The following is a 26,440-nucleotide window of genomic DNA, read 5'->3' on the forward strand; positions in this document are numbered from 1 at the left end:
GACACATGTGCGTGGCTTGTTACCGAGGTGAATCACCCGTAACGAATGCACGGCTGCGGAGCGTCAACGTGCGTAACGCGCCCTTCCTAGCTTGGGGATCCCGGACGCCGAGCGTAGGAGAGGTCGATGGCGCGCTGGATCGCCGACTGGCACCCCGATGACCCAGCCTTCTGGGCGAGATCAGGCAGGCGGGTCGCGCGGCGCAACCTGATCTTCTCGATCGTCGCCGAGCATCTCGGCTTCACCGTGTGGACGTTGTGGAGCATCGTGGCCACGCGGATGGGGGCGTACGAGTTCTCCACCGACCAGCTGTTCTGGCTGGTGGCGCTGCCCAACCTGATCGGCTCGGTGTTGCGCGTCCCCTACACGTTCGGCCCCGCGAAGTTCGGCGGGCGCACCTTCACCGTGGTCAGCGCCCTGCTGCTGCTCATCCCCGCCGCGCTGCTCGGCGTGGCGGTCAACGACCCGGGCACGCCGTACTGGCTCTTCCTGGTGATCGCGGCCCTGGCCGGGTTCGGCGGCGGGAACTTCGCCTCCAGCATGGCCAACATCACCTACTTCTACCCCCGCGACAGGCAGGGCGTCGCGCTCGGGCTGAACGCGGCGGGGGGCAACATCGGCGTCAGCTCGGTCCAGCTCGTCATGCCGCTGGTGATCGGCTCGCTCGGGCTGGCCGCCGCCGGGTGGTTCTGGATCCCGCTCATCGTCGTGTCGGCCGCCTGCGCCTGGTTCTTCATGGACAACCTCAGCAGCGCCAGGGCCGAGCCGCGCGAGCAGCTCGCCGTCGCCGGCAGGGCCCAGACCTGGATCATGTCGTTCCTGTACATCGGCACCTTCGGCTCGTTCATCGGCTACGCCACGGCCTTCCCCCTGCTGAGCGCGAACCTGTTCGCCGGCGCCCCGTACGCCGCGGTGGCCTTCATCGGGCCGCTGATCGGCTCGCTGGTCAGGCCGGTCGGCGGCTGGCTGGCCGACCGGTTCGGCGGCGCGCCCGTCACGCTGTGGAACTTCGCCGCGATGGGCGGCGGCGTGCTGCTGGTGTGGCTGGCCGGCACGTCCGGCGACTTCTGGCTGTTCTTCCTGGCCTTCCAGACGTTGTTCCTCACCTCCGGCCTCGGCAACGGCTCCACCTACCGCATGATCCCGGCCATCTTCCAGGCCAAGGCCGTGGCCGAGCGCGGCGAGAGCGAGCAGGCCCTGCTGTACGGCAAACGCCAGGCCTCCGCCGCCATCGGCATCATCTCGGCCGTCGGAGCGCTCGGCGGGTTCCTGATCAACCGGGCGTTCGGGATGTCGTTCGCCGCGGCCGGCACCCCCGCTCCCGCGTTCCTCGCCTTCGGCGTCTTCTACGTGTCCTGCGCCGCGCTGACCTGGTGGTGCTACACGCGCAAGGTCGGCGTCTCCGTGATCGGGAGCCTCGCCCATGCCCGGGTCTGACGTGACGAGGACGCACTGCCCGTACTGCGCGTTGCAGTGCGGCATGGCAATCGGCCCAGGAACGGGCAGAGACCTTGCCATCACCCCCAGGACCGACATCCCGGCCAACGCCTCGGGAGCGCTGTGCCAGAAGGGGTGGACGGCGGGCGAACTGCTCACCAACGGCGAGCGCCTGACCGCCCCGCTCCTGTACGGCGAGCCCGTCGCATGGGAGACCGCGCTCGACTACGTGGCCGCGCGGCTGTCCGCCCTGCGTGCCGAGTACGGCCCCGACGCCGTGGCCGTGTTCGGGGGCGGCGGCCTGACCAACGAGAAGGCCTACTCGCTGGGCAAGTTCGCCAGGGTCGCGCTCGGCACCAGCCAGATCGACTACAACGGCCGCTTCTGCATGTCCTCGGCGGCGGCCGCCTCGACGAGGGCGTTCGGCATGGACCGGGGGATGCCGTTCCCGATCACCGACCTGGCCGGGGCCGACGTGGTGCTGCTGGCCGGGTTGAACGTGGCCGAGACCATGCCGCCGTTCCTGCGGCACCTGTCGGGGCCGCGGCTGATCGTCATCGACCCGCGGCGGACCAGGACCGCCAAGGAGGCCTGGCTGCACCTGCAGCCCGCGCCCGGCACCGACCTGGCGCTCGCCCTGGGGATGTCGCACCTGGCCGTCGCCGACGGTCTCGTGGACGAGACGTACGTCGCCGCGCGGACCGCGGGGTTCGAGGAGGTGCGCACGTCGCTGGCCGGCTGGTGGCCCGAGCGGGTCGAGCGGATCACCGGGGTGCCGGTCCACCAGATGCGGCAGGCGGTCAGGGCGCTGGCGGCCGCCGGCAACGCCTACGTCCTGACCGGGCGCGGCGCCGAGCAACACGCCAAGGGCACCGACACGGTGAGCGCGTTCATCAACCTGGCGCTGGCGCTGGGCCTGCCCGGCACGTACGGCTCCGGGTACGGGTGCGTGACCGGGCAGGGCAACGGGCAGGGCGGGCGGGAGCACGGGCAGAAGGCCGACCAGCTTCCCGGTTACCGCAGGATCGACGACCCGGCCGCCCGCGAGCACGTCGCCGCCGTGTGGGGGGTGCGCCCCGGCGACCTTCCCGGGCCGGGACGGCCGGCGTACGAGCTGCTGGACGCGCTCGGCACTCCGGAAGGGCCGCGGGCGCTGCTGCTGTTCGGCTCCAACCCGGTCATCTCGGCGCCCGCGGCCGAGCACGTGGCCGAGCGCATCGGCGCGCTCGACCTGCTCGTGGCCTGCGACGTCGTCATGTCCGAGACGGCGGTGCTGGCGGACGTGGTGTTCCCGGTCACGCAGTGGGCCGAGGAGAGCGGCACCATGACGAACCTCGAAGGCCGCGTGCTGCTGCGCCGCCGCGCCGTCGACCCGCCCGCGGGCGTCCGGAGCGACCTGGACGTCATCGCCGGGCTCGCCGCGCGGCTGGGCCACCGCTTCGACAGCGAGCCGGCCGCCGTGTTCGACGAGCTGCGCCGGGCCAGCGCGGGCGGGCTCGCCGACTACTCCGGCATCACCTACGAGCGCATCGCCGCCGGGACGGGCGTGTTCTGGCCGTGCCCGTCGGAGGGGCATCCGGGCACGCCGAGGCCGTTCCTCGACTCCTTCGCCACGCCGGACGGCCGGGCCAGGTTCGTGCCCGTCCAGCACCGGCCGCCGGCCGAGGAGACCGACGAGGACCATCCCGTCTACCTGACCACCGGCCGGGTGCTGGCCCAGTACCAGAGCGGCGCGCAGACGCGCAGGATCGCGCCGCTCGTCCAGGCCGCTCCCGAGCCGTTCGCCGAGCTCCATCCCGACCTGGCCGAGCAGCTCGGCATCGCGCCGGGGGATGTCGTGCGGATCAGCAGCCGCCGGGGCGAGACCAAGGCCGTGGCCAGGATCAGCGAGGCCATCAGGAGGGACACCGTGTTCATGCCCTTCCACTGGGAGGGCGCCAACCGGCTGACCAACCCGGCCCTCGATCCGGTGTCCGGGATGCCGGAGTTCAAGGTCTGCGCGGTCAGAGTGGAGAGGGACTCATGAGACTCGTCGTCGTGGGCAACGGGATGGCCGGGTCGCGGCTGGTCAGCGAGGTGCGCGCCCGGGACCCCCACATGAGGATCACCGTTTTCGGCGCGGAGTCGTGCCGGCCGTACAACCGGGTGCTGCTGTCCAACGTGCTGGCCGGCAGCTCGCGCCCGGAACAGGTACGGCTGGTGGACTCCTCCTGGTACGACGCGCACGACGTGGAGGCGGTCTTCGGCAGCACGGTCACCCGCATCGACCGGCAGGCCGGGCACGTCGTGACCGACGGCGGGCGGCGCGAGCCGTACGACGTGTTGGTCCTCGCCACCGGCAGCGACGCCATCGTGCCGCCCGTCCCCGGCGTGGAGCGGGCCATCCCGTTCCGCACGCTCGGCGACTGCGAGCGCATCATGGCCGCCGCCGGGCACGCCCGCAGGGCCGTGGTGGTCGGCGGCGGCCTGCTCGGCGTCGAGGCCGCCCGCGGCCTGGCCGGGAGGGGCCTGCCGGTCACGCTGCTGCACCTGGCCGGGCACCTCATGGAGCGCCAGCTCGACGTGGAGGCCGGTGAGGTGCTCGGCGAGACGCTGGCCGGGCTGGGCGTGGAGACCCGCACCGGGGTCAGCGCCGAGGCGGTGCGCGAGGACGGCGTCCTGCTGGCCGGCGGCGAGCTGGTCGCGGCCGACCTGGTCGTGCTGGCCTGCGGCGTGCGCCCGGTGACCGGGCCGGCCGCGCAGGCGGGCCTGCGGGTGCGGCGCGGTGTGGTGGTGGACGACGAGCTGCGCACCGACGACCCGTCGATCTTCGCCATCGGGGAGTGCGCCGAGCATGACGGCACCGTCTACGGCCTGGTCGCGCCCGCGTGGGAGCAGGCCACCGTGGCCGCGGACGTCATCACCGGCGGCAAGGCCCGCTACCGCGGCTCCCGGCTGGTCACCCGCCTCAAGGCGAGGAGCGTCGAGCTGGCCGCGATGGGCGAGACCCAGCTCGGCGAGGAGCACGCCGAGGTGGTGCGGTTCAGCCACCGGGCCCGCGGCACCTACCGCAAGCTCGTCATCCGCGACGGCCGGTTGGTCGGCGCGATCCTGCTGGGCGAGAGCGACGTCGTCGGCACGCTCACCCAGCTCTTCGATCGCGGCGGGCCGCTGCCCGGCGACCGGGCCGGACTGCTGTTCCCGGGGGCGGCGGCGACGCCGGTCGCCGACAGCCCGACGCTGATGCCGGACGCGGCCAAGGTCTGCCAGTGCAACAACGTGACGAAGGGCGAGATCAGGGCGTGCTGGGAGGCGGGAGCGCGGGACGTGGCCGCGGTGGCGGTCGCGACCCGGGCCACGACCGGATGCGGCACCTGCCGCGACGCCGTGGAGGGCATCGTCGGCTGGTTGTGCGAGCAGGAAGGGGTTTCGGTATGAACAGGATCGTCGTCGTGGGGTACGGGCCGGCCGCGCACCGGTTCGTGGAAACGCTCGCGGCCAAGGGCTTCGGCGGCCGGATCACCGTGATCGGGGAGGAGCCGCGCCCGGCCTACGACCGGGTGGCGCTGACCTCCTACCTGTCGGGCACCACCGCGGAAGATCTCACCTATCCCGTCCCCGGCGGGGTCGTGACCAGGCTGAACACCCGCGTCACCGCGATCGACCGGCAGGCCGGGCACGTCGTCACCGAGGACGGCGGCGCCGAGCCGTACGACGTGCTCGTGCTGGCCACGGGATCGGCGCCGTTCGTGCCGCCGGTGCCGGGAGCCGGGCACGCCTTCGTCTACCGCACCATCGAGGACCTCGACGCCATCAGGGTGGCCGCCAAGGACGCCGCGGAGGGCGTCGTGGTCGGCGGCGGCCTGCTCGGGCTGGAGGCCGCCGACGCGCTGCGGGCGCTCGGGCTGAAGGCGCACATCGTCGAGATGAGCCCCTGGCTGATGCCCCGGCAGGTGGACGAGGGCGGCGGCTCGGTGCTGAAGTCCCACATCGAGCAGCTCGGCCTGAGCGTGCACGCCGGCGCGGGCGTCCAGGAGATCGTCACCGACGGCGAGGGCCGGGTCACCGGGCTGCGCAAGCCCGACGGAACGCTGCTGGACGCGCAGATCGTGGTGTTCTCCGCGGGCATCAGGCCGCGCGACGAGCTGGCCAGGTCGGCCGGGCTGGCGGTGGGCGAGCGCGGCGGCATCGTGGTCGACTCCGCGATGCGCACCTCCGACCCGTCCATCTACGCCGTCGGCGAATGCGCGCTGGCCGGGGGCATGATCTACGGGCTCGTCGGGCCGTGCAACACGATGGCCGAGGTGGCGGCCGAGCAGATCATGGGGGGCCGGGCGGCGTTCGAGGGCGCCGACCTGTCGACCAGGCTCAAGCTGCTGGGCGTCGAGGTGGCGCAGTTCGGGGCGATGGACGGCGCGCTCGACGTCACCTACATGGACCCGGTGGCCGGCGTCTACAAGAAGTTGTTCATCAGCGACGACGCCCGGACGCTGCTCGGCGGCATCTGCGTGGGCGACGCCTCGCCGTACACGACGCTGCGGCCGTTCGTCGGCAAGCCGCTGCCCGCCTCGCCGTCCGACCTGCTGTTCACCGGGTCGGGGGCGGCGAACCTGGACCTGCCCGACGACGCGCAGGTGTGCTCGTGCAACAACGTGTGCGCGGGCGACGTCCGCACCGCCATTGCCGAGGGCGGCGCCGCCGACGTGGCCGGCATCAAGGCGTGCACCCGGGCCGGCACGACCTGCGGCAGCTGCGTGCCGATGCTCAAGCAGCTGCTGGAGAAGTCGGGCGTCGAGGTCAGCAGGAGCCTGTGCGAGCACTTCACGTACTCGCGGGCCGAGCTGTTCGACATCGTACGGGTGCGCAAGGTCAGCACGTTCTCCCAGCTCATCACCGAGCACGGGCAGGGCAGGGGCTGCGACATCTGCAAGCCGGCCGTGGCCTCGATCCTCGCCTCGCTGCACAACGGGCACGTCCTGGAGGGCGAGCGGGCCGCCCTGCAGGACACCAACGACGCCTTCCTCGCCAACATCCAGAAGAACGGCACGTACTCGGTCGTGCCGCGCATCCCGGGCGGTGAGATCACGCCGGACAAGCTGATCGTCATCGGCGAGGTGGCCCGGGACTTCGACCTCTACACCAAGATCACCGGCGGGCAGCGCATCGACCTGTTCGGGGCCAGGGTCGAGCAGCTGCCGGAGATCTGGCGGCGGCTGGTCGACGCCGGGTTCGAGTCGGGCCACGCGTACGGCAAGGCGCTGCGCACCGTGAAGTCGTGCGTGGGCTCGACCTGGTGCCGCTACGGCGTGCAGGACTCCGTCGGCATGGCCATCGCCCTGGAGCTGCGCTACCGCGGGCTGCGCTCCCCGCACAAGATCAAGTCGGCCGTCTCCGGCTGTGCCCGCGAATGCGCCGAGGCCAGGTCGAAGGACTTCGGCATCATCGCCACCGAGCAGGGCTGGAACCTCTATGTCGGCGGCAACGGCGGCTTCCGGCCCCGCCACGCCGACCTGCTCGCCAAGGACCTGAGCACCGACGAGCTGATCAGGACCATCGACCGTTTCCTCATGTTCTACATCCGCACCGCCGACCGGCTGCAACGCACCGCCGCCTGGATCGAGTCGCTGGACGGCGGTCTCGACTACCTCCGCGAGGTGATCATGGAAGACTCGCTCGGCCTCTGCGCCGACCTCGACGCGCAGATGGAGCACCACATCGCCACGTACGCCGACGAATGGCAGGCCACGCTCGACGACCCGGACAAGCTCAGCAGGTTCGTCAGCTTCGTCAACGCGCCCGGCGTCCCCGACCCGTCGATCGTGTTCGGCAGCGAGCGCGGCCAGATCAGGCCGGTGATGGCGCGATGAGCTGGACGCCGGTCTGCGACTTCGAAGCCCTGCTGCCGGAACGCGGCGTCTGCGCCCTGGTCGGTGACGTGCAGGTGGCCGTCTTCCGCACCTACGACGGCGCCCTGCACGCACTGGCCAACCGCGACCCGTTCAGCGGGGCGTACGTGCTCTCCCGCGGCATCGTCGGCACCAGGAAGGGTGAGCCGACCGTCGCCTCGCCGCTGCACAAGCAGGTCTTCAGCCTCGTGTCGGGACGCTGCCTGGACGAGGACGCGGTGACGGTGCCGGTCTATCCCGTACGGGTGGCCGGCGGGTGCGTGGAGGTCAGCGTTTAGGGGTCCCGGCCACGGGCAGCCACCTGCTTGAACCGCGGGAGTACGGGGGATGCGGGGGTGCCGGTGACTGCTGACGACTCCTTGTCCTGCGAGTGTTGTGCCGGGGGTGCCTGATGCGGCTGCCACCTTCGCGTGGGCTGATCACGTCGCTGCTGTTCGACCGGCTCGCCGGCTCGCCCGGGGCGCCGTTCCCTGACGCCCGCGTGACCGGCGGGCTGGACGACGACGATCTCCAGCTCGCCCTGTTCGCCTGCTACGAACTCCACTACCAGGGATTCGACGAGGTCGACGACCGATGGGAGTGGGACCCCGGGCTGCTGGGGTTCAGGGCAGGGCTGGAGCGGCGGTTCGAGGAGGCACTGAGAGCCGCCGTGCCGGGCCCCGAGCCGGTGCCGCCGCGCGAGGTGCGCCAGGCGCTGACCGCGCTGACCTCCGCTGACGGCGGGCCGTCCGTGGCCGCGTTCCTGCAGCGCGACGCGGACCTCCCGACCTTCCGCGAGTTCGTCGTGCACCGGTCGATCTACCACCTGAAGGAGGCCGACCCGCACACCTGGGGCATCCCACGGCTCAGCGGCGGGCCCAAGGCGGCCCTGGTGGAGATCCAGGCCGACGAGTACGGCGGCGGCAGGCCTGAGCGCATGCACGCCGAACTGTTCCGCGCCACCCTGCGGGGTTTCGGCCTCGACGACTCCTACGGCGCCTACCTGCACCGCGTCCCCGGCATCACGCTGGCCCTGTCCAACGTGATGTCGCTGTTCGGGCTGCACAGGAGGTGGCGCGGTGCGCTGCTCGGCCACCTGGCGGCGATCGAGATGACCTCGTCGCCGGCCAGCCGCCGCTGCTCCACGGGCCTGCGCAGGCTCGGCGCCGGCCAGGAGACCGCCCGCTTCTACGACGAGCACGTGCAGGCCGACGCCGTGCACGAGCAGATCGCGGCCCACGACATGTGCGGCGGCTTCGCGGCCGCCCACCCCGAGCTGACGGGCGACATCCTGTACGGGGCCGCGTGCGCGCTGGAGCTCGAACGGCGGTGGGCCGGGTACGTCATGGGCTGCTGGCGGCGCGGGGCGGGCTCGCTGCTCGACGAGCGGGTCCCGGCGTGAGCACCGCGCTCGACCTGGACACCGCGCTCGACCTGGACACCGCGCTCGACCTGGACACCGCGCTGGACCTCGACTACGTGCTCCCGCTGCGCTGGGACGACGACCAAGGGCTCGGCGAGCTGACCGGCTACCTGGCCCGGCTCTCCCGGCACGCGCGGGTGATCGTCGTGGACGGCAGCCGCGACGACCTCTTCGCCCGCCACGCCGCCCGGTGGCGCGGCCTGGTCCGGCACGCGCGGCCGGCGGCCGGGCTGCGCTTCGCCAACGGCAAGGTCGCGGGCGTCACGACCGGGCTGCTGCTGGCCACGGGCGACCGCGTGGTGATCGCCGACGACGACGTGCGCTACGACCTGCCCGCCCTGACCGGGGTGCACGACCTGCTGGCCCGCGCCGACCTGGTGAGACCGCAGAACTACTTCGACCCGCTGCCCTGGCACGCCCGCTGGGACACCGCCCGCACGCTGCTCAACCGCGCCTTCGGCGCCGACTACCCGGGCACCTTCGGCGTGCGGCGAGGCTTCTTCGTGCGCATGGGCGGTTACGACGGCGACGTCCTGTTCGAGAACCTGGAGCTGATCCGCACCGTGCGCGCCCACGGCGGCCGCGAGCTGCACGCGCCCGGCCTGTACGTCCGCCGCCTCCCATGCGACGCGCGCCGGTTCTGGTCGCAGCGCGTCCGGCAGGCCTACGACGACCTGGCGCAGCCGGTGCGGATGGCCGCGTTCCTGTCGATGCTGCCCGCGCTGGCGGTCCTGGCCTTCCGGCGGCCTCGTGAGCTGCCGGCGCCGACCGGGCTGACTGTGCTGGCCGCGCTGGCCGCGCTGGCCGCCCTGCCCGTGGGCCTGGCCGAGGCGGGACGGCGGCGGGCGGGCGGGCAGAGGGTGTTTCCCGCGTCTGCGGCACTGCCGGCACCCGTCTGGGTGCTGGAGCGGGCCGTGTGCAGCTGGCTGGCGCTCGGGGCGGCGCTGACCGGCGGCGTGCCGTACGCGGGCGGCCGGATCCGGCGCTCCGCCCACTCGGTGCGCGCGCTACGGCGGCGGGTCCGGCTCGCTCGTGGCACGGAAACCGCCGGCCTTGTGCGAGCCGTCGCAGAACGGCTTGACCGAGGACAGGCCGCAACGGCACAGAGCGACGGTCGCCCGGCCGGCGTCGATGGGTTCGCCGTCCTGGGTGAGCAGCTCGAAGTCGCCCCTGATGAGCAGGGGACCGTCGGCGCAGGTGGTCACGGTGACCGGGTCTCGCATGCCCGTCACCTGCCCCAGGGCTGAGCGCTCTCACCCGCGAGCACGATGCCCAGCTCGTAGGCGCGGACGACGGCCTGCGTGCGGTCCCGGGCGCCGAGTTTGTCCAGGACGTTGCCGACGTGCGTCTTGACCGTCTCCCTGGTGACGTACAGGGTGGCGGCGATCTCGGCGTTGTTCAGCCCTCTGGCCAGCAGGCGTACGACGTCGAGCTCTCTCGGGGTGAGGCCGGGCACGCGCGGCGCGTCCCGGCGCGGGGCGGCCAGCCGCCGCAGGGCGTCGGGGAACAGCACGGCGTCCCGGCCGTGGACCACCCGGATGGCGGTGACGAGGTCGGACGCGGGAGAACGCTTGAGCACGTAGCCGGCCGCCCCCGCGCGCAGGGCGGCCCAGACCAGCTGGTCGTTCTCGAAGGTCGTGACCACGATGACCCGCGTGCCGGGCGCGTTGCGGGCCAGCTCGCCGGTGGCGCGCAGGCCGTCCATGCCGGGCATGCGGATGTCCATGAGCACCACGTCGGCCGTGCGCCCGTGCTCGACGGCGGCGTGGCCGTCGGCCGCCTCGGCGACCACCTCGATGTCGTCGTGCACGGAGAGCACGGTGGCCCAGCCCGAGCGGATGAGCGGCTCGTCGTCGGCCAGCACGACCCTGATCGCGGGCCTGATCACGGGCCTGATCACGGGCCTGATCTCCTGGGGCCTGCTCACCGGGGAAGCGTCGCCGTGATCCGCCACGTGCCGTCCACCTCCTCCTGCTCGAACGTCCCGCCGGCCAGGCGCGCCCGCATCCGCATCCCCACCAGCCCGCGCCCGGCCTGCGACGGGGGGCGCCCGGCGACCTCGTTCTCCACGGTGAGGACGACGTCCGCACCGACGGCCAGGTCCAGCCTGACCGGCCCGCGCCCGTGCCTGAGCGCGTTGGTGACGGCCTCCCTGGCGATCGCGTACGCCGTCCGCGACGTCGCCTCCGGCACCCGGTCCACGGGGTCGGCCCGGCACTCGACGGCCAGCCCGTCGACGAGAGCGTCCAGGGAGTCCAGCGTGGGCGTGCGGGCCTCGCTGCCCTCGTCGAGCACGCGAAGCAGCACGTCGAGCTCCTGCTGGGCGTCGCGGGCCGCGCCCATCAGGTGGCCGAGCGACTGCTCCGCCACCAGGACCGTGTCCTGCCGCCGCAGCGCCGCCTGGGCCGCCATGGCCTGCACCAGGACGACGCTCAGCGCGTGCCCCACCGAGTCGTGCAGCTCCAGGGCCAGACTCTGGCGGCGGCCGAGCTCCTCGATCACCCGCGACGGGTCCGCCCGCAGCAGCCTGCGGGCCGCCCGCTGCTGCGCGATCCCCGCGCCCGCCATCACCACCAGCACCACGACGATCAGGAGCAGGACCTGCGCGACCTCGCCGGGGTCCGCCCGCCAGCGCGCGGGCGAGAGCGCCGCGGGGACACCAGGCGACAATGCCAGCGCGCCCGCGCTCAGCGTGGCACCCACGAACAGGTGCAGGGCCGTCAGAACGCCCAGGTAGACACGGTCCGGATGCTCGGGCACCGCCACGCCGAGCAACTCCCGCAGCGCGACGACCTCCAGCCTGCCCACCAGCGGCACGCAGGCCACCAGACCCGACGCGGGCAGGCAGAGCGCCCACAGCAGCAGCACCCGCGACAGCGAGATCTCCGTCACCACGAGCAGCGCCAGGACCGCCGCCACCGGTGTCAGCAGCGCCGCCCCCAGCAGCTGGTAGAGCACCGCCCTCCAGTGAATGGTCACAACTCCAGAAGCTAGCCGACGGGCCGCGCGGGCACCTCCCTCACGTGGGGGAGGCGGCGGCCGGCCCGGCTTCCTAGCGTGAGCTGCCATGAAACCACTCGGAGTACTGCTGTCACTGACCGTGACGGCCGTCGGCGCGCTGTGGTGGACGACTCCGGCGTCGTACCCCTTCGGTGCTCGCGACCGCGTCACGGTCTCGCTCTCGCACCTGTTCGAGCACGACGTGGGCGGCGCGATGACGGTCGCCGCCGGTCTCGCGGGACTGGTCGTCGCGCTGCTTTCCGGCCGGCCGAACCCGCTGGTCAAGGCGGGCGCGATCGTTCAGGTGCTGTTCTTCGGCGGCGTGATGTCCGACGCGGGCGTCATGTCGGTCCTGGGCTACGTGATGGGGCTGTCCCTGCCGGTGGCCCTCGCCGCGGCCGTCGTCGTGCCCGTCGTCAGGGCCTGCGCCCGCGGCAGGATCTGGGGCTACGTCGCGCTCGCCGCCCTGGTCGTGGCCGGCGCCGCCGTGGCCGCGTTCCTCGGTGGCGCCTTGTGGGCGTACGCGGGCAACGTCACGGCCGGGTTGCGCTCGTACGCGGGCCGCATAGCCTGGACGCTCGCCGACATGGCGGCGTTCGCCGCCTGGGTGTGGATCACCTTCCGCCTGTTCGGCGGAGCACTGCCCCGCTGGGCCGGGCCCGTGCAGGCGCGGCGGTGGGGCAGGGTCGCCACCGTCGGGGCGGCTCTGTGCCCGCTGCCCTACGCCCTCTACCGGTTGACCTGGCTGACGCCGTGGCCGACCGACATCTCCGGGCCGATCGACCTGCCGCTCAGGCTGCAGGGACTGATGCTCGCCTTCGCGGCCGTGACCGCAGCCGTGCTCACGCTGGGCCTGATCAGCAGGTGGGGAGAGGTGTTCCCGCGCTGGATCCCCCTGCTGCGCGGGCGTCCCGTGCCCGTGCCGCTCCCCGTCGCCCTCGGGGGAGCGGTGGCGGGCGCCTGCTGCCTGGCATCGCCGGGGCTGGCGGTCAACGCCGTCGAACGCGGGGAACTCTGGACGCTGCTGCTGTGGCCGTATCCGCTGTGGGGGGTGCTGCTCGGCGCGGCCGTGCTCGCGTACTGGCTGCGGCGCAGGCCTGGCGGCGGCTACCCGGCGGCGTCCACCGGCGCGTAGACGTGCGGGCTCCGGTGCATGACCGGGAGCACGCAACGCCGTCCTGACTCCGCGTGGTCGCAGCGCTCGGCGTCCTCGCGCTGCGGAAGGGGCCCGGGGTTCACCTCTGATAACGGCACTGAAGGGACGCTATAGGCGCCGCCCCGGGCGCTGGTCTCGAGGTGGCAACGATCGCGGCTCTGAACGGTCTCATGAGTATCAGTGGCGCGTTACGGTGAGTGAGTCGGATGTGGCGGCGGCGTCCATCAATCGATTTCTCGCCTGGTGGCGTCTGTGCTGGTCGTGAACCCGCCACCGGCCCCCGCGCGAGTGCGGCGAGCCCTGGGTGGCGGGCCACTGGCCGATACGGAGAGTGTTCGCTCGTCCAGGACGCGTCAGCGGCGCGTCCTGGACCTAGCGTGGGAGTCATGGGGGATCTGTCGAAGTTCCAGCGTCCGCGGTTCGCGCGCGCGTACGAACGGATGATCGCCGAGTCGGAGCGGTCGGGCACGGCCGAGCACCGGCAGCGGCTGCTGGCCGGGCTGGCCGGGCGGGTGGTGGAGATCGGCGCGGGCAACGGGATGAACTTCCGCCACTACCCTCCCGAGGTGCGCGAGGTGGTCGCGGTCGAGCCGGAGGACCTGCTGCGGTCGGCGGCCGAGCGGGCCGCGGGTGGGGCGCCGGTGCCCGTGCGCGTGGTGGCCGGGCACGGCGGGGCGCTGCCCGTCGAAGACGGCGGGTTCGACGCGGCCGTGGTGTCGCTGGTGTTGTGCTCGGTGCCCGACCAGGCGGCCGCGCTGGCCGAGGTGTGCAGGGTGCTCAGGCCGGGCGGGGAGTTGCGCTTCTACGAGCACGTGCGCTCGCGCGGCCCGGCGCTGGGCGTGCTGCAGGACCTCGTCACGCCGCTGTGGCGGGTGGTGGCCGGCGGGTGCCGCCCCAACCGCGACACCGCGCGGGCCATCAGGGAGAGCGGGCTGGTGATCGAGGAGCACACGCGCTTCTCGCACAAGCCGGTGCCCTCCACTCCGGCGCTGCCGCACATTCTCGGGCGCGCACGCAAGCCGGACGCGTGACGCCTGCCGCCGGAGGGTGCTAGAGGCCGCGTTCCTGCCGGTCGAGGATGGCGACGCAGACCGCGACCGCGCGCGCCGCGTCGCCGTCGGCGATCGCCTGCAGCAGGTCGGCATGGGAGCTGTCGGGGTCGAGCGCCGCCTGCTCCTGGTCTCTGACGCTGTCGCGCAGCGCGTCGCCCATGCTGCGGTAGAGGTCGCCGAGCAGTGCGTTGTGCGCGGCGTCGGCCACCCGCAGGTGGAAGTCGACGTCGGCGTCGGCGAACCTGTCGAGGTCGCCCTCCTTGCCGGCCGCGTCTCTGCGGGCCAGCGCCTCGCGCATCGCGGCGAGGTCCTGCTCGGTGCGCCGGCCGGCCGCCAGCCTGGCGGCCACGAGGTCGAGCCCGCGGCGCACGTCGATGATGTCCATGGCGGCGGCGGTGTCGAGCCGGCGGCGCAGGGCGATCTTGGACTCGTCGGTGGCGGTGACGTAGGTGCCGTCACCCTGCCGGGTGTGCAGCAGCCCCGCGTGCGCCAGCACGCGCACCGCCTCGCGTACGGACAGTCTGCTCATGCCCAGGCTCTGCGCGAGCTGGCTCTCGGACGGGATCTTGGTGCCGACCGGCCACACCCCGCTGGCGATCTCGCGGCGCAACTCGTCGATGGCGGAGTCCACGAGCGAGGTCCGAGCGACGTTTCGCATGCACCTTCTCCTCACCGGCTGTTGACCATCCACCCTAGACGTTGCGCGGGCCGGGCCTGGTGACGTGGCGTCGCGCGGGCGGGTAACGATGTGATCGCTATCAGGCGGCGGGTCCGTCCTACGGCGGGCCGCTCGATCGCGCCGCCCGGCAGGCTGCCCTCATACTCCGCTCTCGAACCCGGCCTCGAACGTGGTCCTCGGCATCCAGATCCGAAATCTTGTCAGGTTCCCAGTCATCTGCGAGATTGCAGGGTATTTGGGTCAATTATCCCGGAGGTCACGCGTGTCACAATTACGCCCGGCCCTCGTCGCCGTCGCCCTCACCCTGGCGATCGCGACCCCGGCCCAGGCGGCCGCAGCCCCTGCGATCACCGTCGAGAACGGCCGCACGCAACCGGTCTTCTCCTATGCGGACGCCGTCCGCGAGCACGTGTACGTCGAATCCACCGTCGACAGCGACCAGGACGGCGCCCTCGACAAGGTCCGGGTGGACATCATCAGGCCCAGGGAGTCCGGCCCCGGACTCAAGGTGCCGGTGATCATCGACGAGAGCCCCTACTACGACAATTCCGGCCGTGGCAACGAGGGAGAGCGCAAGGAATACGACGAAGCCGGAAACGTCGTCAAATTTCCGCTCTTCTACGACAACTACTTCGTCCCCCGCGGCTACGCCGTCCTCAACGTCGACATGCTGGGCACCACCCGGTCCGAGGGTTGCCCCGACATCGGCGGCAGAGCCGACGTGCTCGGCGGCAAGGCCGTCATCGACTGGCTGAACGGCCGCGCAAAGGCGTTCAGGGCCGACGGAACCCCGGCCGTGGCCGACTGGACGACGGGCAAGTCCGCCATGATCGGCAAGTCGTACGACGGCACCCTCGCCAACGCCGTCGCGGCCACCGGTGTGAAGGGCCTGGAGACGATCGTGCCCATCTCGGCGATCAGCTCCTGGTACAAGTACCAGCGCTCCAACGGCGTCATCTACAACTACGACTACGCCTCCTGGCTGGCCGGCTACATCGACACCGACCCCGCCGCCAAGTGCCAGGCCGTCCGCGACCGGATGGACGCCGAGGACGGCGACGACACCGGAAACCACAACCGGTTCTGGGCCGAGCGCGACTACATCGACGGCCTGCTCGGCGACGTCTCCAAGGTCAGGGCCAGCGTCTTCGTCGTCCACACGGTCAACGACCTCAACGTCAAACCCGACAACTTCTCCGCCTGGTGGAAGGCGCTGGCCGACAGGAACGTGCCGCGCAAGATCTGGGTCGGCCAGACCCAGCACGTGGACCCGTTCGACTTCGAGGGCCGCAGGACCCTGTGGGTGGAGACGCTGCACCGCTGGTTCGACCACTGGCTGCACGGCGTCCGCAACGGCATCACCCGCGAGCCCCGAGCCGACGTCGAGATCGGCCCGGCGCGGTGGATCACCCAGCGCGACTGGCCGGCGCCGTTCGCGGTCAAGGCGTCGCTGCGGCCCGCGCCCGACGGCACGCTCGGGCTCAAGCCCGCCCCCAGGAAGAGCACCGCCTCCTTCACCGACGTCGCCATGAGCGAGAACGACATGGTGGCCGGGATCGGCACGGCGAACCCGGGGCGGGTGGCGTTCACCACCGGCCCGCTCCCGCTCGACCTGCGCCTGTCCGGCACGCCCACCGCCGACCTGCGGGTCAAGCTGGACAAGCCCACCTCGAACCTGACCGCCCTGCTCGTCGACTTCGGCCAGGCGACCCGCGTCGACTGGATGCGCGGCCAGGGCATCACCACGCTCACCGAGGAGGACTGCCACGGCGAGAGCACCGACGCCGACGACGCCTGCTACCGCAAGACCGTCACGAACGTGGCCACCCGGCCGCTCGAGATCGTCGCCCGCGGCTGGATCGACGTGCAGAACCGCCACTCGCTCAGCCACGCCGAGCCGCTGCCCGCCGGCGAGTACGGCACGGTGAAATGGCTGACGCTGCCGCAGGACTACACGTTCAGGAAGGGCCACAGGATCGGCCTCGTGATCGCCGGCACCGACGCGACCTTCAGCGGGGAGACCGGCACCGGCGCCAACGTCACCGTCGACCTGGCGGGCAGCCGCGTCGTCGTGCCGTTCGTGCTCGGCACGCCGCTGACCGACGTGCCGAAGGACACCGCCAGGTTCCGCGGCCCTGAGCGGGTGGACCTGCCGGAGCCCGAGCCCGGGTTCCACTTCTTCTAGACACCCGACCGGCCTTGGGCTCCGCCGGGAGCCCAAGGCCCCCTATGTCCCAGGGCCGTGGGGCTCCGCGAGCCGTACGTCCGGCTGCGCGGCGGCCTTGGTGATCATCGCCTGCTGCCCGCCCGCGTTCATGAGCGCCCAGACCAGCCCGGCCGCCAGCAGGCCGACGCCGAAAAGCAGCGCGAGCCTGACCACGGTCCTGACCGGCGCGCCCGCATCGGGGTCGTCGTCCTCGGGCCGGTCCCGCCAGAACTCCTGGGCGCCGTCCCTGCCAGGTCCGCCGCCGGAGCCGTTCGCATGACCGTTGACGTGACTCTTCGGGGAGCCGTTCACGTGACCGTTCGCCCGGCCGTTCACGTGACCGTTCGCGCGGCCGTTCGCGCGGCCGTTCAGGGGGCCGTGCACGGCGCCGTTCAGGGGGATCCCGCCGTACCTGACGATCGTGCCGTCGCCGTGCGCCGACCCGTTGCTGTCGCCCTTGATGACGGCGCTGTAGACGAGCTTGTCGTTGCCCGCGCCGCCGCGGAAGGCCCGCGTGCGGCTCGGCGGCGTGAACGGGTGCCGCCCGCGCACGGCGGGAGCGGCGGGAGGCTCCTGGTCGGCGGCGGCCGCGCCCGCCGCCGACCAGGGCTTTCCCGAAGTCGCCGTCGTGGGGTCGGCGACTGGGACGGATGGCGTGGCGTCGGCGACCGGGGGAGGCGGCGCGGAGCCGGACTCCACCAGTGTGCGGGCCTGCACAGGAAAGCCGTCCGCCCGCCAGATAGGCCCCTCGCCGGGCAGCGGCTGCGCCGACGCCAGCCGGCTGGGAAGTGTGCCGGGCAGTGCCGCGATCGGCAGGCGGCGCAGCAGCGCCGCCGCCGTCACGGTCCTGGGCGCGGCCCGGCAGGTCGCACAGGACTGGATGTGGCGGCCGATCCTGGCCCTGGCGCGGCGGCCGGGCGCGCTGACCCAGTCCGCCACCCGTGACGTCAGATCGGGGCAACCGTCGGGGGCCCGCGCGGCGATGATCGCGGCGAACCACTCCTCCAGGCCGGCCGCGGCCTCGGTGACGGTGGCGCGCACCTCGCTCTGGCCCATCTCGAAGAGCACGGCCAGCTCGGTGTCCGACAGGCCGTGCCGTACGGACAGGTCCAGCAGCTCGCGCTGCGGCCGTTCCAGGGAGAGCAGCGCCTCGGGCAGCAGCTCGGACATGCGGCCGGGACGCGACCACGAGCCGATGCTGGCCGGCTTGGCGACCACCGCGCGGTGCGCGCGGGCCACCGCGTACAACCAGGGGCGGCGCAGGCCGGGATCGCCCACGCGGTCCGCGTACAGGTGCGCCGTCAGCGCCGCGCCCGCGACCGCCTGCTCGGCGTCGCCCGCGGCGAGCTCGGTGCGGCAGTAGTCGTAGAGACGGGCTCCGTGCTTGTCGCACAGGTCGCGAACGGCCTGGCGCGCGTCGTCAGACAGGGTTCGCCACATCCGGTGTCACACCTCCTCGGTCGGTACGCGGGAGCACGAGGTCACAGGGGCCTGCTCATGTCCTCCCGGCGGAGTTGGGGACCGTGTCCAGCAGCGAGGCCTGCGCCAGGTAGGCGCGGGTCGCCTCCGGGTCGCCGGCGATGGCCCGAAGCCCCGCCATGGCCGCCTCAAGCCTGGCGCTGTCGTGCTCCCGCACGCCCGCCGGCCGGGTCTGACCGCGGGGGACCACCCGCTGCAGCAGCACCGACCGCCGCCGCCACGCCCACGCCTCCAGCGCGGCGGGCTGGGCGAAGCCGCCGATCACCGCCGCGATCACCTGGCCGAGCTCGACGGCGTCGTGGATGCCCGCGTTCATGTTGAGCCCGCCGACCGTCGAGGTCAGGTGCGCGGAGTCGCCCACGAACAACACCCGCCCGCACCGGTACGAGGTCAGCACCCCCCGCGACAGGGCGAACCGGTCGGCGCCCGTCACGCGGATGGGCTCGCCGGCGCCCGGCAGCGCCCGCCGGATCAGCAGGCCCAGGTTGGCCTGCGACAGCGGCTCGTGCGTGTCACAGGGGATCTTGAAGATGATCCGCCAGTGGTCGGGCAGCCCGAGCAGGGTGCACGACTGTTGCACATCGCGCACGTACGTCAGCGGCGCCAGGCTCGGCAACAGCCGGTCGAGCGGCGAGTCGGTGAACACCCGCAGCGCCTGCGTCGGATACGCGGACCTGGGGAACGGCAGCCCCAGCGAGCTGCGCACCGTGCTGTGCGCGCCGTCGGCGGCGATCATGTACCGGGCCCGCGTCCAGGTGTGGCCGACGCGGACCCGGATCCCTGTTCCGCCCTCCGCCACACCGTCCACATGGGTGCCGAACCTCACGTCCACGTCCGGGTGGGCGCTGAGGGCGGAGAGCAGCAACCGGGTCAGTGAAGCCTGGTCGGCGTGGATCCTGAACGGGTGCCTGGTCAGGCCGTCCAGCCGGTTCATGCCCATCTCGGCCAGCACGATCCCGGACCGGTCGCGCCACTGCACGCGGTCGACGACGCGGCCCTCGGCGACCAGCCGGGAGGCCACGCCGAGGCCGTCGAGCAGGTCGAGCGTGGCCGGGTGGAAGGTGCACGCCCGCGGTTGCCTGCTGAGCTCGTTCTGGCCCTCCAGCACGGTGACCGGGATGCCCGCCCGGGCCAGCGACAGGGCCGCGGTCAGCCCCGCGGGGCCCGCGCCGACGACGATGACGCCGTTCATGCCATGCCTCCCACGCGCGCCCCGTTCGAGGCGGCCATGTGGCGGCGGTAGGGCACGCGGCTGAGCGTCACCGGCCGGCCGATGGCCCGCGACAGCGCCCACCAGGCCGTGCAGAGGTTGGAGGTCAGCAGGACGCGGTCGTTGCCGGTGCTGAGCGGCCCCAGCACGGGCAGCGTGGCCGTTCCCGAGCCGGTGAACAGCAGCGCGGCGTCACCGGGCAGATCCGCCAGCTCGACCTGCCTGATCAGCTCGGCCGGTGTCACGGTGTACGGCGAGTAGCCGCCCGCCGCGCGGACCTGCACCACCCGGGTGACGGTGAGCCCGGCCTTCTTCCAGAACCGCTCGGCCAGCTCCGTCAGCCACGGCTGGTACGGCGAGACCAGGACGATGTCGCTCACGATGAGGTGCTCCATCGCCTCCCGCGCCGCCAGCGTGGCGGAGGCGAACGGCACTCCCGTCCTGGCCGTCAGCTCGGCGCACTGCTCGCGGTCCCGGTCGGGGTCGAGCAGGTAGCGCGGCTCGCTGCAGGCCATGACCATCGCGCTCAGCGGCAGGCCGTCGAAGGCGTGCACCATGGCGGGCAGGGCCTCGTTGTAGCTCTCCAGCCGCTCGGCCAGGGCGGGCCCCGGGCGCCCCGCGGAAAGCGGGTGCCGGGCCGCCGGGATCGGGTGGTGTACGGGAAAGCGGGTGACGTGCATGTCGGCACGCGACCCGAGCAGGCGGGTCAGCTCGGGCTCCGCGGAGGGGTTCGCGGGCGCCACGATCACCCCGACCCTGCCGCGGCTCACTGCACCCCCCCGCGACGTGCGGGTCCGGGGGCGAGGACGGTGCGCATGGGGTTCCTCCTGCGAGGGGAAGGCGGGAAGGTCACTGGGCGCGGTGCCTCAGCGCCTGGTCGATCTCGGTGATGGCCTGGACGGACACCTGCCGGATGCGGCGCAGCCGGTGCACGCTGCGCGCCGGTTCCGCCGGCGGCGGAACGTCGTCCTGGTCCTCGCCCCAGGACGGCGGCGGCGCGCCGGGCCGTACGCCCCGGGCGTGCACTTCGTGCGGCTGCGGCCTGCGCAGTTCATCGGTGAGCATGATCGTTCCTGTCGGTCGCGGGTCGATGACCCTGTGAAGGGACATGCCGGGAAACTCGGCGGCGGTCCGGCCGCCGGCCGGCGCTCCGTACTCGCTCGGCACGCGACCGGGTGAGGAGCCGGCGGCTGATCGCCGGCCCCTCTTCCGCCGCGTGTGGAGATCGAGGTTCGGTCTCACGGCCCGAAGCCACGGCGACCCGCACCAGCGCCGTGGCGGCGAGCAGGACGGCGGCCGGTGAAACGGCCACCCGCACGGAGGCGTGCCTGGGCGCCGGCCTCAGAAACGGCCGGTCGATCAGTACCGTGGCGCCCGTCACGCCGATCTCCCCACCCCGCACCGCCTCCGTGCCGGTGGCGGCGAGCGCGGAGGCTCGCCGGCGGGGCTCGGCGACCGGGGTCGCCGCCTTCGCCGGCAGGCCTGCCGCGTTCGCGCGGCCCCGGCGCGGGGTCGTGGGCGACCCCGCGCGCGGCACCGCGAACGCGCCCGCCTGGTCCGGCGGGTGCGACGTATACCGACCCCAGGCGCAACCCCTCGATTTGACCAGCACGCCAGCCGCTACCGCGCTGGTCAACAGCACCGCGCCGACTAGGTCGGGCACGTGCCACACGATGCCGGAGGGGCGAGGAAGCGCCGGGGCCGGCGCACATGTGCCTCTGACCGGCCGCCCACCGGTCGAGGCCTGCCGGGACGCGGTCGTGACGACCATCGCCGCGTCCTGGCAGTGACGTGGCGTGCCGAGCGCTGCCGCGCCCGGCTCGCCGGAAGGGACGGCCCGCCTCATCGGGCCGTTCCCGCGCTCAGGGCCCCATCAGGGACGCTGTTGGGGACGCTGACGCCGACCATGCGCTCCGTCAGGCCCGCCGTGGAGGAGCCGGAGTCACCTGCTTCCCGTACGTGTGACCTGGCCGGCGCCGCACCGCCGGCCACCGTACGCGCGACCTTCGAGGCGAGCGCGAGATGCTCGCCGCAGCGCCGGGCCACCTTGGCCTCCAGCCCGGCCACCTGGGCCAGCCTGAGCCGCAGCGGTTCCAGCGACGAGCCGCGTTCGAGACCGTCGAGATCGGCCAGCCGGGCGGGCCAGCGCAGCGCGTCACCGCAACGGGCCTCCACCTCGCCGGGAAGCTCATCGGCCGGGAATCCCTCGTGACCGAGCCGGGTGGCGATCATGACGGCGGTGAACGCCGTCCTGTCGAAGTCGGCCAGCCGTCCCGCCAGGGCCGCCCTCAGCATCCTGGCCCGGTGGCTCAGGCAGACCGCACTCCACCCGAGCAGCAGCAGCCGATCAGGGCCCGTCTCCGTGTGCCAGCCGGCCAGCCGCAGCTCGCGGGCCATCCGGTGGTAGAAGCGCCAGCGGTGACGGGGACTGTCGAGCCAGACCTGGACACCGCCGAGCGGCAGGCTCGCGACGTGCACGCCGGAACCGGCGACGCGCGCGCAGATGCGCTGGACCACCTGCTCCTGCCTGCTGGGGGCCGGATCCTCCTGGAACCAGGAACCGCCCGAGGAATCCATGGTCACGTCCGGCCACCTCCTCGTCGAGGACTCTCTCCAGAACCGCTGGCTGTTAAGCACCACTTTCCATACGCTGCGATAGTCTGCTGAAGAAGGGGGGTGTGTCAACTGACAGTTTGCGAATATGTTGATACCTCCCCGCTGGGCAGTGCTTGCCCACATGGCAGGGGACAGGTGGGCCCGCGTCCCTTACGCTGGATGAGTTCACGGGCGGTAGGAGGTGTGCCGTGGCGAACTTCGCCGAACGGCTCGATCTCGCGCTGACCAAGCGCGGCTTCACCGGCGCGCAGGTCGCCTCCACTCTGACGGAGGCGGGCATCCCGATCACGCGGGCCTATGTCAGCCAGTTGCGCACGGGCAAGCAGACCAACCCGACGCTCCAGGTGCTCAGGGCGCTGGCCTCCTGCCTGCAGGTGAGCGTCGGCTGGCTGGTGGGCGACGACTACCTCGAGTCGGGCAGCGTGGAGGAGCTCCAGTTGCGGGCGGCCACCGTCGGCAGGTCCGTCTCGGGCCTGTCGGAGAGCTCGCTCGCCGTCCTGCACGGCGTGGTCGAGCTCGCCCGCAGGGCCGAGGGCCTGCCCGACGAGCCCGCGCCCGCCGCCGGCATCCCCGACGCGGCGGCGCCCCTGAGCGATCCGCAGCGCAGGGCGCTCGGCAGGCGGCTGCACGCACTGCGCCAGGCCGCCGGGCTCTCCGTCGAGCAGGTCGAGACCGCGCTCGGCAAGGGTGCGGCCGCGATCCCCGCCATCGAGGAGGGCCGCATCGCGCCCGCGCCCATCACGGCCGAGCGCCTGCTCACCGTCTACGACGTCACCGCCCCGCCCGTCCGCGACTACATGATGTCGCTGGCCAGGGGCGAACGCGGAACCGCCTGGTACGACGCGCACTCGGTGCCCGTCTGGCTGGCCGCCGCCTACGCGCTCGAACAGCGGGCCACGGTCATCCGCACCTACCACAACCAGTTCGTCCCGCCGCTGCTGATGGCCGACGACTACGCCAGGGCCGCGATCGCCGCGGCGGGGCCGGCGATCCTCGGGCAGCGGACGGTCGACGAGGCGCTCGCCCTCGTGCTGGCCCGCCAGGAGGCCATGGCCGGTGAGAGCGGCACCGTGTTGTGGGCGATCATCGACGAGAGCGTGCTGACCCGCTCCGTCGCCGGGCCGCACGTCCAGCTCCGCCAGTTCGACCTGCTGCTCGACCACGCCAAGCGGCCCAACGTCTCGCTGCACGTCGTGCCGATGGACGATCCGGCCTACGTGCCGCGCACCGGACCGTTCACCATCTGGCGCTTCGCCGAGGAGTTCGAGGCCGACATCGCGTGCGCCCACGGCATCGAGTCCGACGAGCTGGTCACCGAGGGCGGGGCGGTCGAGACGTACCACCAGGCCTTCACCAAGCTGTCGGTGACGACGACCACCCGCGAAGAGACCTTCGAGGTGCTCAATTCCCATCGCGAACGGCTTTCGCGTTCACTGGGAAGCGATCTCTTTCCCGCGTAAATGATCATTATGCGCGAGGCGGGGTAACCCATATATACCGAAAACTAATGGCTTTTCGTGTTGTCATCTGCTCCGTAGCGAGGATCATATGGTGTGGGTCATCGAGTGGGGTCCGAAAGGACAGCTTTTCCCGAGATAGTGGGCGAGGGGAAAGGGGCAACACTCAATGCGTCAGCGTGCCATCCGAAACCTGGCGAAGCTGGAGCCGACCCAAGCAAGGATCACCCGTATTCTCGACGCCGCAGCAGGTGGAAAGAACAACTTCGTGGCGGACCGCGACGCGGTACGCCGGTACGACCAGGCAGCCCCGATCACGACGACGGCCGCACGGGCCGTGCTCCATTATCTGTGCCGTGTGGTCCGTCATCTGGCGAGCGTGGGTGTGGACCAGTTCGTGATCGTCGGGAGTGGTGTCCCCAGCGGCCTGCCGCCCGGCAGGCAACTGCACGACATCGCCCGCGATGCCCTGGACGGCTCGGCGCCGCGTGTGGTGTACGTCGAGAACGACCCGATGGTCCTCGCCGGAGCGAGGGCGACCATCGAGCCCGTCACCGACCTCGTACGCGTTGTAGAGGGCGACGTGCGCGAGATCGACGACATCCTCGATGACAGGGTCCTGCAGACGTTCCTCGACTGGGACCGGCCCATGGCCGTGCTGCTGCTGTCGACCCACAGCCTGAACGACGACGAGTTCTTCCACTACGTGATCAAGCGGATCCGGCAGGCCGTTCCGGAACGGAGCTACCTGTCGCTGCTGCAGACCACGTTCGACGCGATCCCCCCGGAGCTGCTGCCCGCCGTACACGACCTGTTGGCGATGACGCTGCCCGGGCACGCGATTCGCACAAGGGAGGAGGTTGAGGCTCTGCTCGAAGGCCTGGTGCTGGTGGATCCGGGGCTGGTGTGGGTCCCGGAATGGCGGCCGGACGGCAACGAGAGCGCCTGTGTTGACCAACCGAGTTCGTCCGGCACCTACGGCGCCGTGGCGCGCATCCCGTGAGCCCGGCCGTGGAGACGGCTACGGCTCGGCGGCGGCCGTACAGGGCCCGGCTTCTTCGCCGGCCGGGCCCTTGGGAGGGCCGGCGCCGGACGGGCGCGCCGCGGGCACGAAGGACGCCGGCACGGGCCGCGCCGCCATGCCGGTCGAGAGGGCCGCCCCCGCTCGGGGAACGACCGTGACGCCGGTTGTGCGCGCGGCCCGGGACGACCGTGACGCCGGTTCAGTCCCACCAGAAGGACCACGCGTGCCGGCCCATGATCTGCTCGGCATAGCCCAGGAGGTCGCCCGGCCCCTGGACGACGTTGTCCGGGCAGAAAGCCCAGTGCTCCGCCGCCACGTGTAAGGCGTGCTCCGGGTCGTCCGGCGGCGCCGCCACGCTCAGGTCGAGCGTGTTGAACCCGACGCTGACCACGCGTGCCCCGAACCGGTCTTCCCAGCTGCGCACGACGGCAGCCAGCGGGACCATCCACTCGTTGTGGTGCAGCGCGCCCTGCCAGCCCATGACCGCCAGCGCGTCCGCTCCCCGGCCGGCGGCGACCAGGCCGAGCGGCATCCCCTTGGCCGCCAGCTCGCCCGCCAGCCAGTCGGCGACCGCCTCCGGCTCGGCCTTCAGCACGCCGGGCGCGGCGGGACCTGGGCAGATGGCGCCGTACGGCTCCAGCTCGGCCAGCGCGTCCTTCGGCATCTGCGCCACCCACTCCTCCCACACCTCGGTCATGAACCCCTCGGCGGCGAAGTGATCGATCTGGCGGGGATCGTCCGGCACGACCTGCCCGACCGCCCACGGTTGCGCCGATTCGTCCAGCAACACCGGCCACAGGCCGCTGTGCGCGTGCCAGGCGCGCAGCAGCGCCCAGTCCTCGCCCGCCGCCGGTTCGTCGCTCATCCAGAACGCCGGCCGCGCGGCCTCGCCCTGCCGGGTGTAGCCGGGGTCGGGCCAGACCACGTCGCCAGGCGGCAGCACGGTCGGCAGCCGTCGCCCCCCGCCGCCGTCGGCGAACAGCCTGCACAGCTCGCGTGGCAGCCGGTGATCGTCCATGCCCTACCGTTCCGATACCGAATCCTGTCTCGGAGATGGTAGTGCCGACCGTTACCCGAGCACCTTCGGCGGCGCCGGAAAAGTCATGGCTACTGGGCAGGGCGGCGCACACGGCACAATGAGGGACTGTGATCCCCTTCGCCGCTGTTCTGTCCGACCTCGACGGCGTGCTGCGCCACTTCGACCACGCCGCCCAGGCCGACATCGAAGCCCGTTACGGCCTGCCCCTGATGAAGACGGCCTTCGACCCCGAGCTGATCATGCCGCCGACGCTCGGCCACGTCACCGAGACGCAGTGGGCGGAGTCGATCGCCGTGGCGCTCGGCGGCGACGAGCGGGCCCGCCAGGCCGTCGGCGAGTTCATGAGGATCCGCTTCTGGGTGGACGAGGAGGTCAGGGCGCTGCTGTCCAGGGCGCGGCAGGAGGTGCCCCTGGTCATCGTGACCAACGCGATGGACACCCTGGAACACCACCTCGACCTGCTGGGGCTCACCGGCTTCGCCGACGACGTGGTGAGCAGCGCCAGGGTCGGCGTGGCCAAACCCGACCGGCGGATCTACGAGATCGCCGCGGAGCGCGCCGGGGCCGAGCCCGCCCGCTGCCTGTTCGTCGACGACCGGCTGCAGAACGTGGAGGCCGCCAGGGCGCTCGGCATGACCGCCGTGCACTACCGCACCTACCAGGACCTCGCGGCCGTGCTGGGCTGAGGCGCCGGCCGCCCCGCTCATGGCCGCGGCCCGCGTGACCGGCCGGTGGCGCCCCCACCCGGGCCGGGCGAGCCACGCGACCGGCCAGGCGGGGGCGGGGAAGGGAGCGCCC

At 72.6% G+C, this 26,440-nt stretch carries 22 protein-coding genes; 13 read left to right on the top strand and 9 right to left on the bottom strand.

Translation table 11 applies throughout. The features are described from left to right. Positions 1-126 precede the first annotated feature (126 nt). From ABGB01_RS08855 to ABGB01_RS08885, 7 genes are all read left to right on the top strand, one after another. Positions 127-1,437: an MFS transporter gene (locus ABGB01_RS08855; protein WP_347772158.1), complete on the top strand. Its 1,311-nt coding sequence runs from the start codon at positions 127-129 to the stop codon at positions 1,435-1,437. Beyond that, a complete protein-coding gene (locus ABGB01_RS08860) occupies positions 1,424-3,463 on the top strand; it encodes a molybdopterin-dependent oxidoreductase (RefSeq protein ID WP_347772160.1) in 2,040 nt (679 codons plus the stop codon). Before ABGB01_RS08855 ends, ABGB01_RS08860 begins: the two co-directional genes overlap by 14 nt. Further along, entirely contained in the window at positions 3,460-4,854 is a 1,395-nt protein-coding gene (locus ABGB01_RS08865) for an FAD-dependent oxidoreductase (RefSeq protein ID WP_347772162.1), read from the top strand. The genes ABGB01_RS08860 and ABGB01_RS08865 overlap by 4 nt, the downstream gene beginning before the upstream one ends. Continuing rightward, entirely contained in the window at positions 4,851-7,283 is a 2,433-nt protein-coding gene (nirB, locus tag ABGB01_RS08870; RefSeq protein ID WP_347772164.1) for a nitrite reductase large subunit NirB, read from the top strand. Before ABGB01_RS08865 ends, nirB begins: the two co-directional genes overlap by 4 nt. Next, a complete protein-coding gene (gene nirD / locus ABGB01_RS08875) occupies positions 7,280-7,600 on the top strand; it encodes a nitrite reductase small subunit NirD (protein ID WP_347772166.1) in 321 nt (106 codons plus the stop codon). Before nirB ends, nirD begins: the two co-directional genes overlap by 4 nt. 113 nt (positions 7,601-7,713) lie before the next feature. Beyond that, complete coding sequence (locus ABGB01_RS08880) at positions 7,714-8,703, top strand: iron-containing redox enzyme family protein (protein ID WP_347772168.1); 990 nt, start codon at positions 7,714-7,716, stop codon at positions 8,701-8,703. Beyond that, a complete protein-coding gene (locus ABGB01_RS08885) occupies positions 8,700-9,971 on the top strand; it encodes a glycosyltransferase family 2 protein (RefSeq protein ID WP_347772170.1) in 1,272 nt (423 codons plus the stop codon). Before ABGB01_RS08880 ends, ABGB01_RS08885 begins: the two co-directional genes overlap by 4 nt. Here ABGB01_RS08885 and ABGB01_RS08890 read toward each other — a convergent pair. Together ABGB01_RS08890 and ABGB01_RS08895 are read right to left on the bottom strand one after the other, a co-directional pair. Next, the gene (locus ABGB01_RS08890; protein ID WP_347772172.1) at positions 9,953-10,651 is read right to left on the bottom strand and encodes a response regulator transcription factor; all 699 of its coding nucleotides are present in this window, start codon (positions 10,649-10,651) and stop codon (positions 9,953-9,955) included. The two genes, ABGB01_RS08885 and ABGB01_RS08890, sit on opposite strands and share 19 nt — an antisense overlap. Further along, on the bottom strand, positions 10,648-11,703 hold the full coding sequence (locus ABGB01_RS08895; protein WP_347772174.1) for a histidine kinase: 1,056 nt from the start codon (positions 11,701-11,703) through the stop codon (positions 10,648-10,650). The genes ABGB01_RS08890 and ABGB01_RS08895 overlap by 4 nt, the downstream gene beginning before the upstream one ends. 88 nt (positions 11,704-11,791) lie before the next feature. Here ABGB01_RS08895 and ABGB01_RS08900 point away from each other — a divergent pair, with 88 nt between their 5' ends. Together ABGB01_RS08900 and ABGB01_RS08905 are read left to right on the top strand one after the other, a co-directional pair. Then, positions 11,792-12,859 carry a hypothetical protein gene (locus ABGB01_RS08900; RefSeq protein WP_347772176.1) on the top strand — a complete coding sequence of 356 codons (1,068 nt, stop codon included), beginning with the start codon at positions 11,792-11,794 and terminating at the stop codon, positions 12,857-12,859. Positions 12,860-13,266: 407 nt separating this feature from the next. Beyond that, positions 13,267-13,911: a class I SAM-dependent methyltransferase gene (locus ABGB01_RS08905; RefSeq protein ID WP_347772178.1), complete on the top strand. Its 645-nt coding sequence runs from the start codon at positions 13,267-13,269 to the stop codon at positions 13,909-13,911. Positions 13,912-13,930: 19 nt separating this feature from the next. On the opposite strand, the gene ABGB01_RS08910 is transcribed toward ABGB01_RS08905, so the two are convergent. After that, positions 13,931-14,590, bottom strand: coding sequence for an FCD domain-containing protein (locus tag ABGB01_RS08910; protein WP_347772180.1), 660 nt, complete (start codon positions 14,588-14,590; stop codon positions 13,931-13,933). A gap of 283 nt (positions 14,591-14,873) precedes the next feature. Here ABGB01_RS08910 and ABGB01_RS08915 point away from each other — a divergent pair, with 283 nt between their 5' ends. Next, on the top strand, positions 14,874-16,796 hold the full coding sequence (locus tag ABGB01_RS08915) for a Xaa-Pro dipeptidyl-peptidase (RefSeq protein ID WP_347772182.1): 1,923 nt from the start codon (positions 14,874-14,876) through the stop codon (positions 16,794-16,796). A 42-nt stretch (positions 16,797-16,838) separates the two neighbouring features. Here the strand turns inward: ABGB01_RS08915 and ABGB01_RS08920 are convergent, their stop codons facing one another. From ABGB01_RS08920 to ABGB01_RS08940, 5 genes are all read right to left on the bottom strand, one after another. Next, positions 16,839-18,257, bottom strand: a complete 1,419-nt coding sequence (locus ABGB01_RS08920) for a hypothetical protein (RefSeq protein WP_347772184.1) — start codon at positions 18,255-18,257, stop codon at positions 16,839-16,841. Positions 18,258-18,312: 55 nt separating this feature from the next. Then, on the bottom strand, positions 18,313-19,488 hold the full coding sequence (locus ABGB01_RS08925; protein ID WP_347772186.1) for an NAD(P)/FAD-dependent oxidoreductase: 1,176 nt from the start codon (positions 19,486-19,488) through the stop codon (positions 18,313-18,315). Next, complete coding sequence (locus tag ABGB01_RS08930) at positions 19,485-20,276, bottom strand: hypothetical protein (protein ID WP_347772188.1); 792 nt, start codon at positions 20,274-20,276, stop codon at positions 19,485-19,487. Before ABGB01_RS08930 ends, ABGB01_RS08925 begins: the two co-directional genes overlap by 4 nt. Before the next feature lie 79 nt (positions 20,277-20,355). Then, positions 20,356-20,571, bottom strand: coding sequence for a hypothetical protein (locus tag ABGB01_RS08935; protein ID WP_347772190.1), 216 nt, complete (start codon positions 20,569-20,571; stop codon positions 20,356-20,358). Positions 20,572-21,348: 777 nt separating this feature from the next. Beyond that, positions 21,349-22,089 carry a hypothetical protein gene (locus tag ABGB01_RS08940; RefSeq protein ID WP_347772192.1) on the bottom strand — a complete coding sequence of 247 codons (741 nt, stop codon included), beginning with the start codon at positions 22,087-22,089 and terminating at the stop codon, positions 21,349-21,351. A 221-nt stretch (positions 22,090-22,310) separates the two neighbouring features. Here ABGB01_RS08940 and ABGB01_RS08945 point away from each other — a divergent pair, with 221 nt between their 5' ends. Together ABGB01_RS08945 and ABGB01_RS08950 are read left to right on the top strand one after the other, a co-directional pair. After that, a complete protein-coding gene (locus ABGB01_RS08945) occupies positions 22,311-23,582 on the top strand; it encodes a Scr1 family TA system antitoxin-like transcriptional regulator (protein ID WP_347772194.1) in 1,272 nt (423 codons plus the stop codon). A gap of 166 nt (positions 23,583-23,748) precedes the next feature. Next, the gene (locus tag ABGB01_RS08950) at positions 23,749-24,582 is read left to right on the top strand and encodes an SAM-dependent methyltransferase (protein ID WP_347772196.1); all 834 of its coding nucleotides are present in this window, start codon (positions 23,749-23,751) and stop codon (positions 24,580-24,582) included. Positions 24,583-24,802: 220 nt separating this feature from the next. On the opposite strand, the gene ABGB01_RS08955 is transcribed toward ABGB01_RS08950, so the two are convergent. Further along, positions 24,803-25,621 (bottom strand): DUF4253 domain-containing protein, encoded by an 819-nt coding sequence (locus ABGB01_RS08955; protein ID WP_347772198.1) that lies wholly within the window; start codon positions 25,619-25,621, stop codon positions 24,803-24,805. A gap of 128 nt (positions 25,622-25,749) precedes the next feature. Between ABGB01_RS08955 and ABGB01_RS08960 the strand changes: the two genes are divergently transcribed. Then, the gene (locus ABGB01_RS08960) at positions 25,750-26,328 is read left to right on the top strand and encodes an HAD-IA family hydrolase (RefSeq protein ID WP_347772200.1); all 579 of its coding nucleotides are present in this window, start codon (positions 25,750-25,752) and stop codon (positions 26,326-26,328) included. The last annotated feature ends 112 nt before the right edge of the window (positions 26,329-26,440 follow it).

Origin of the sequence: Nonomuraea sp. B5E05 (genome assembly GCF_039880665.1) — a bacterium.
Lineage (GTDB): Bacteria > Actinomycetota > Actinomycetes > Streptosporangiales > Streptosporangiaceae > Nonomuraea.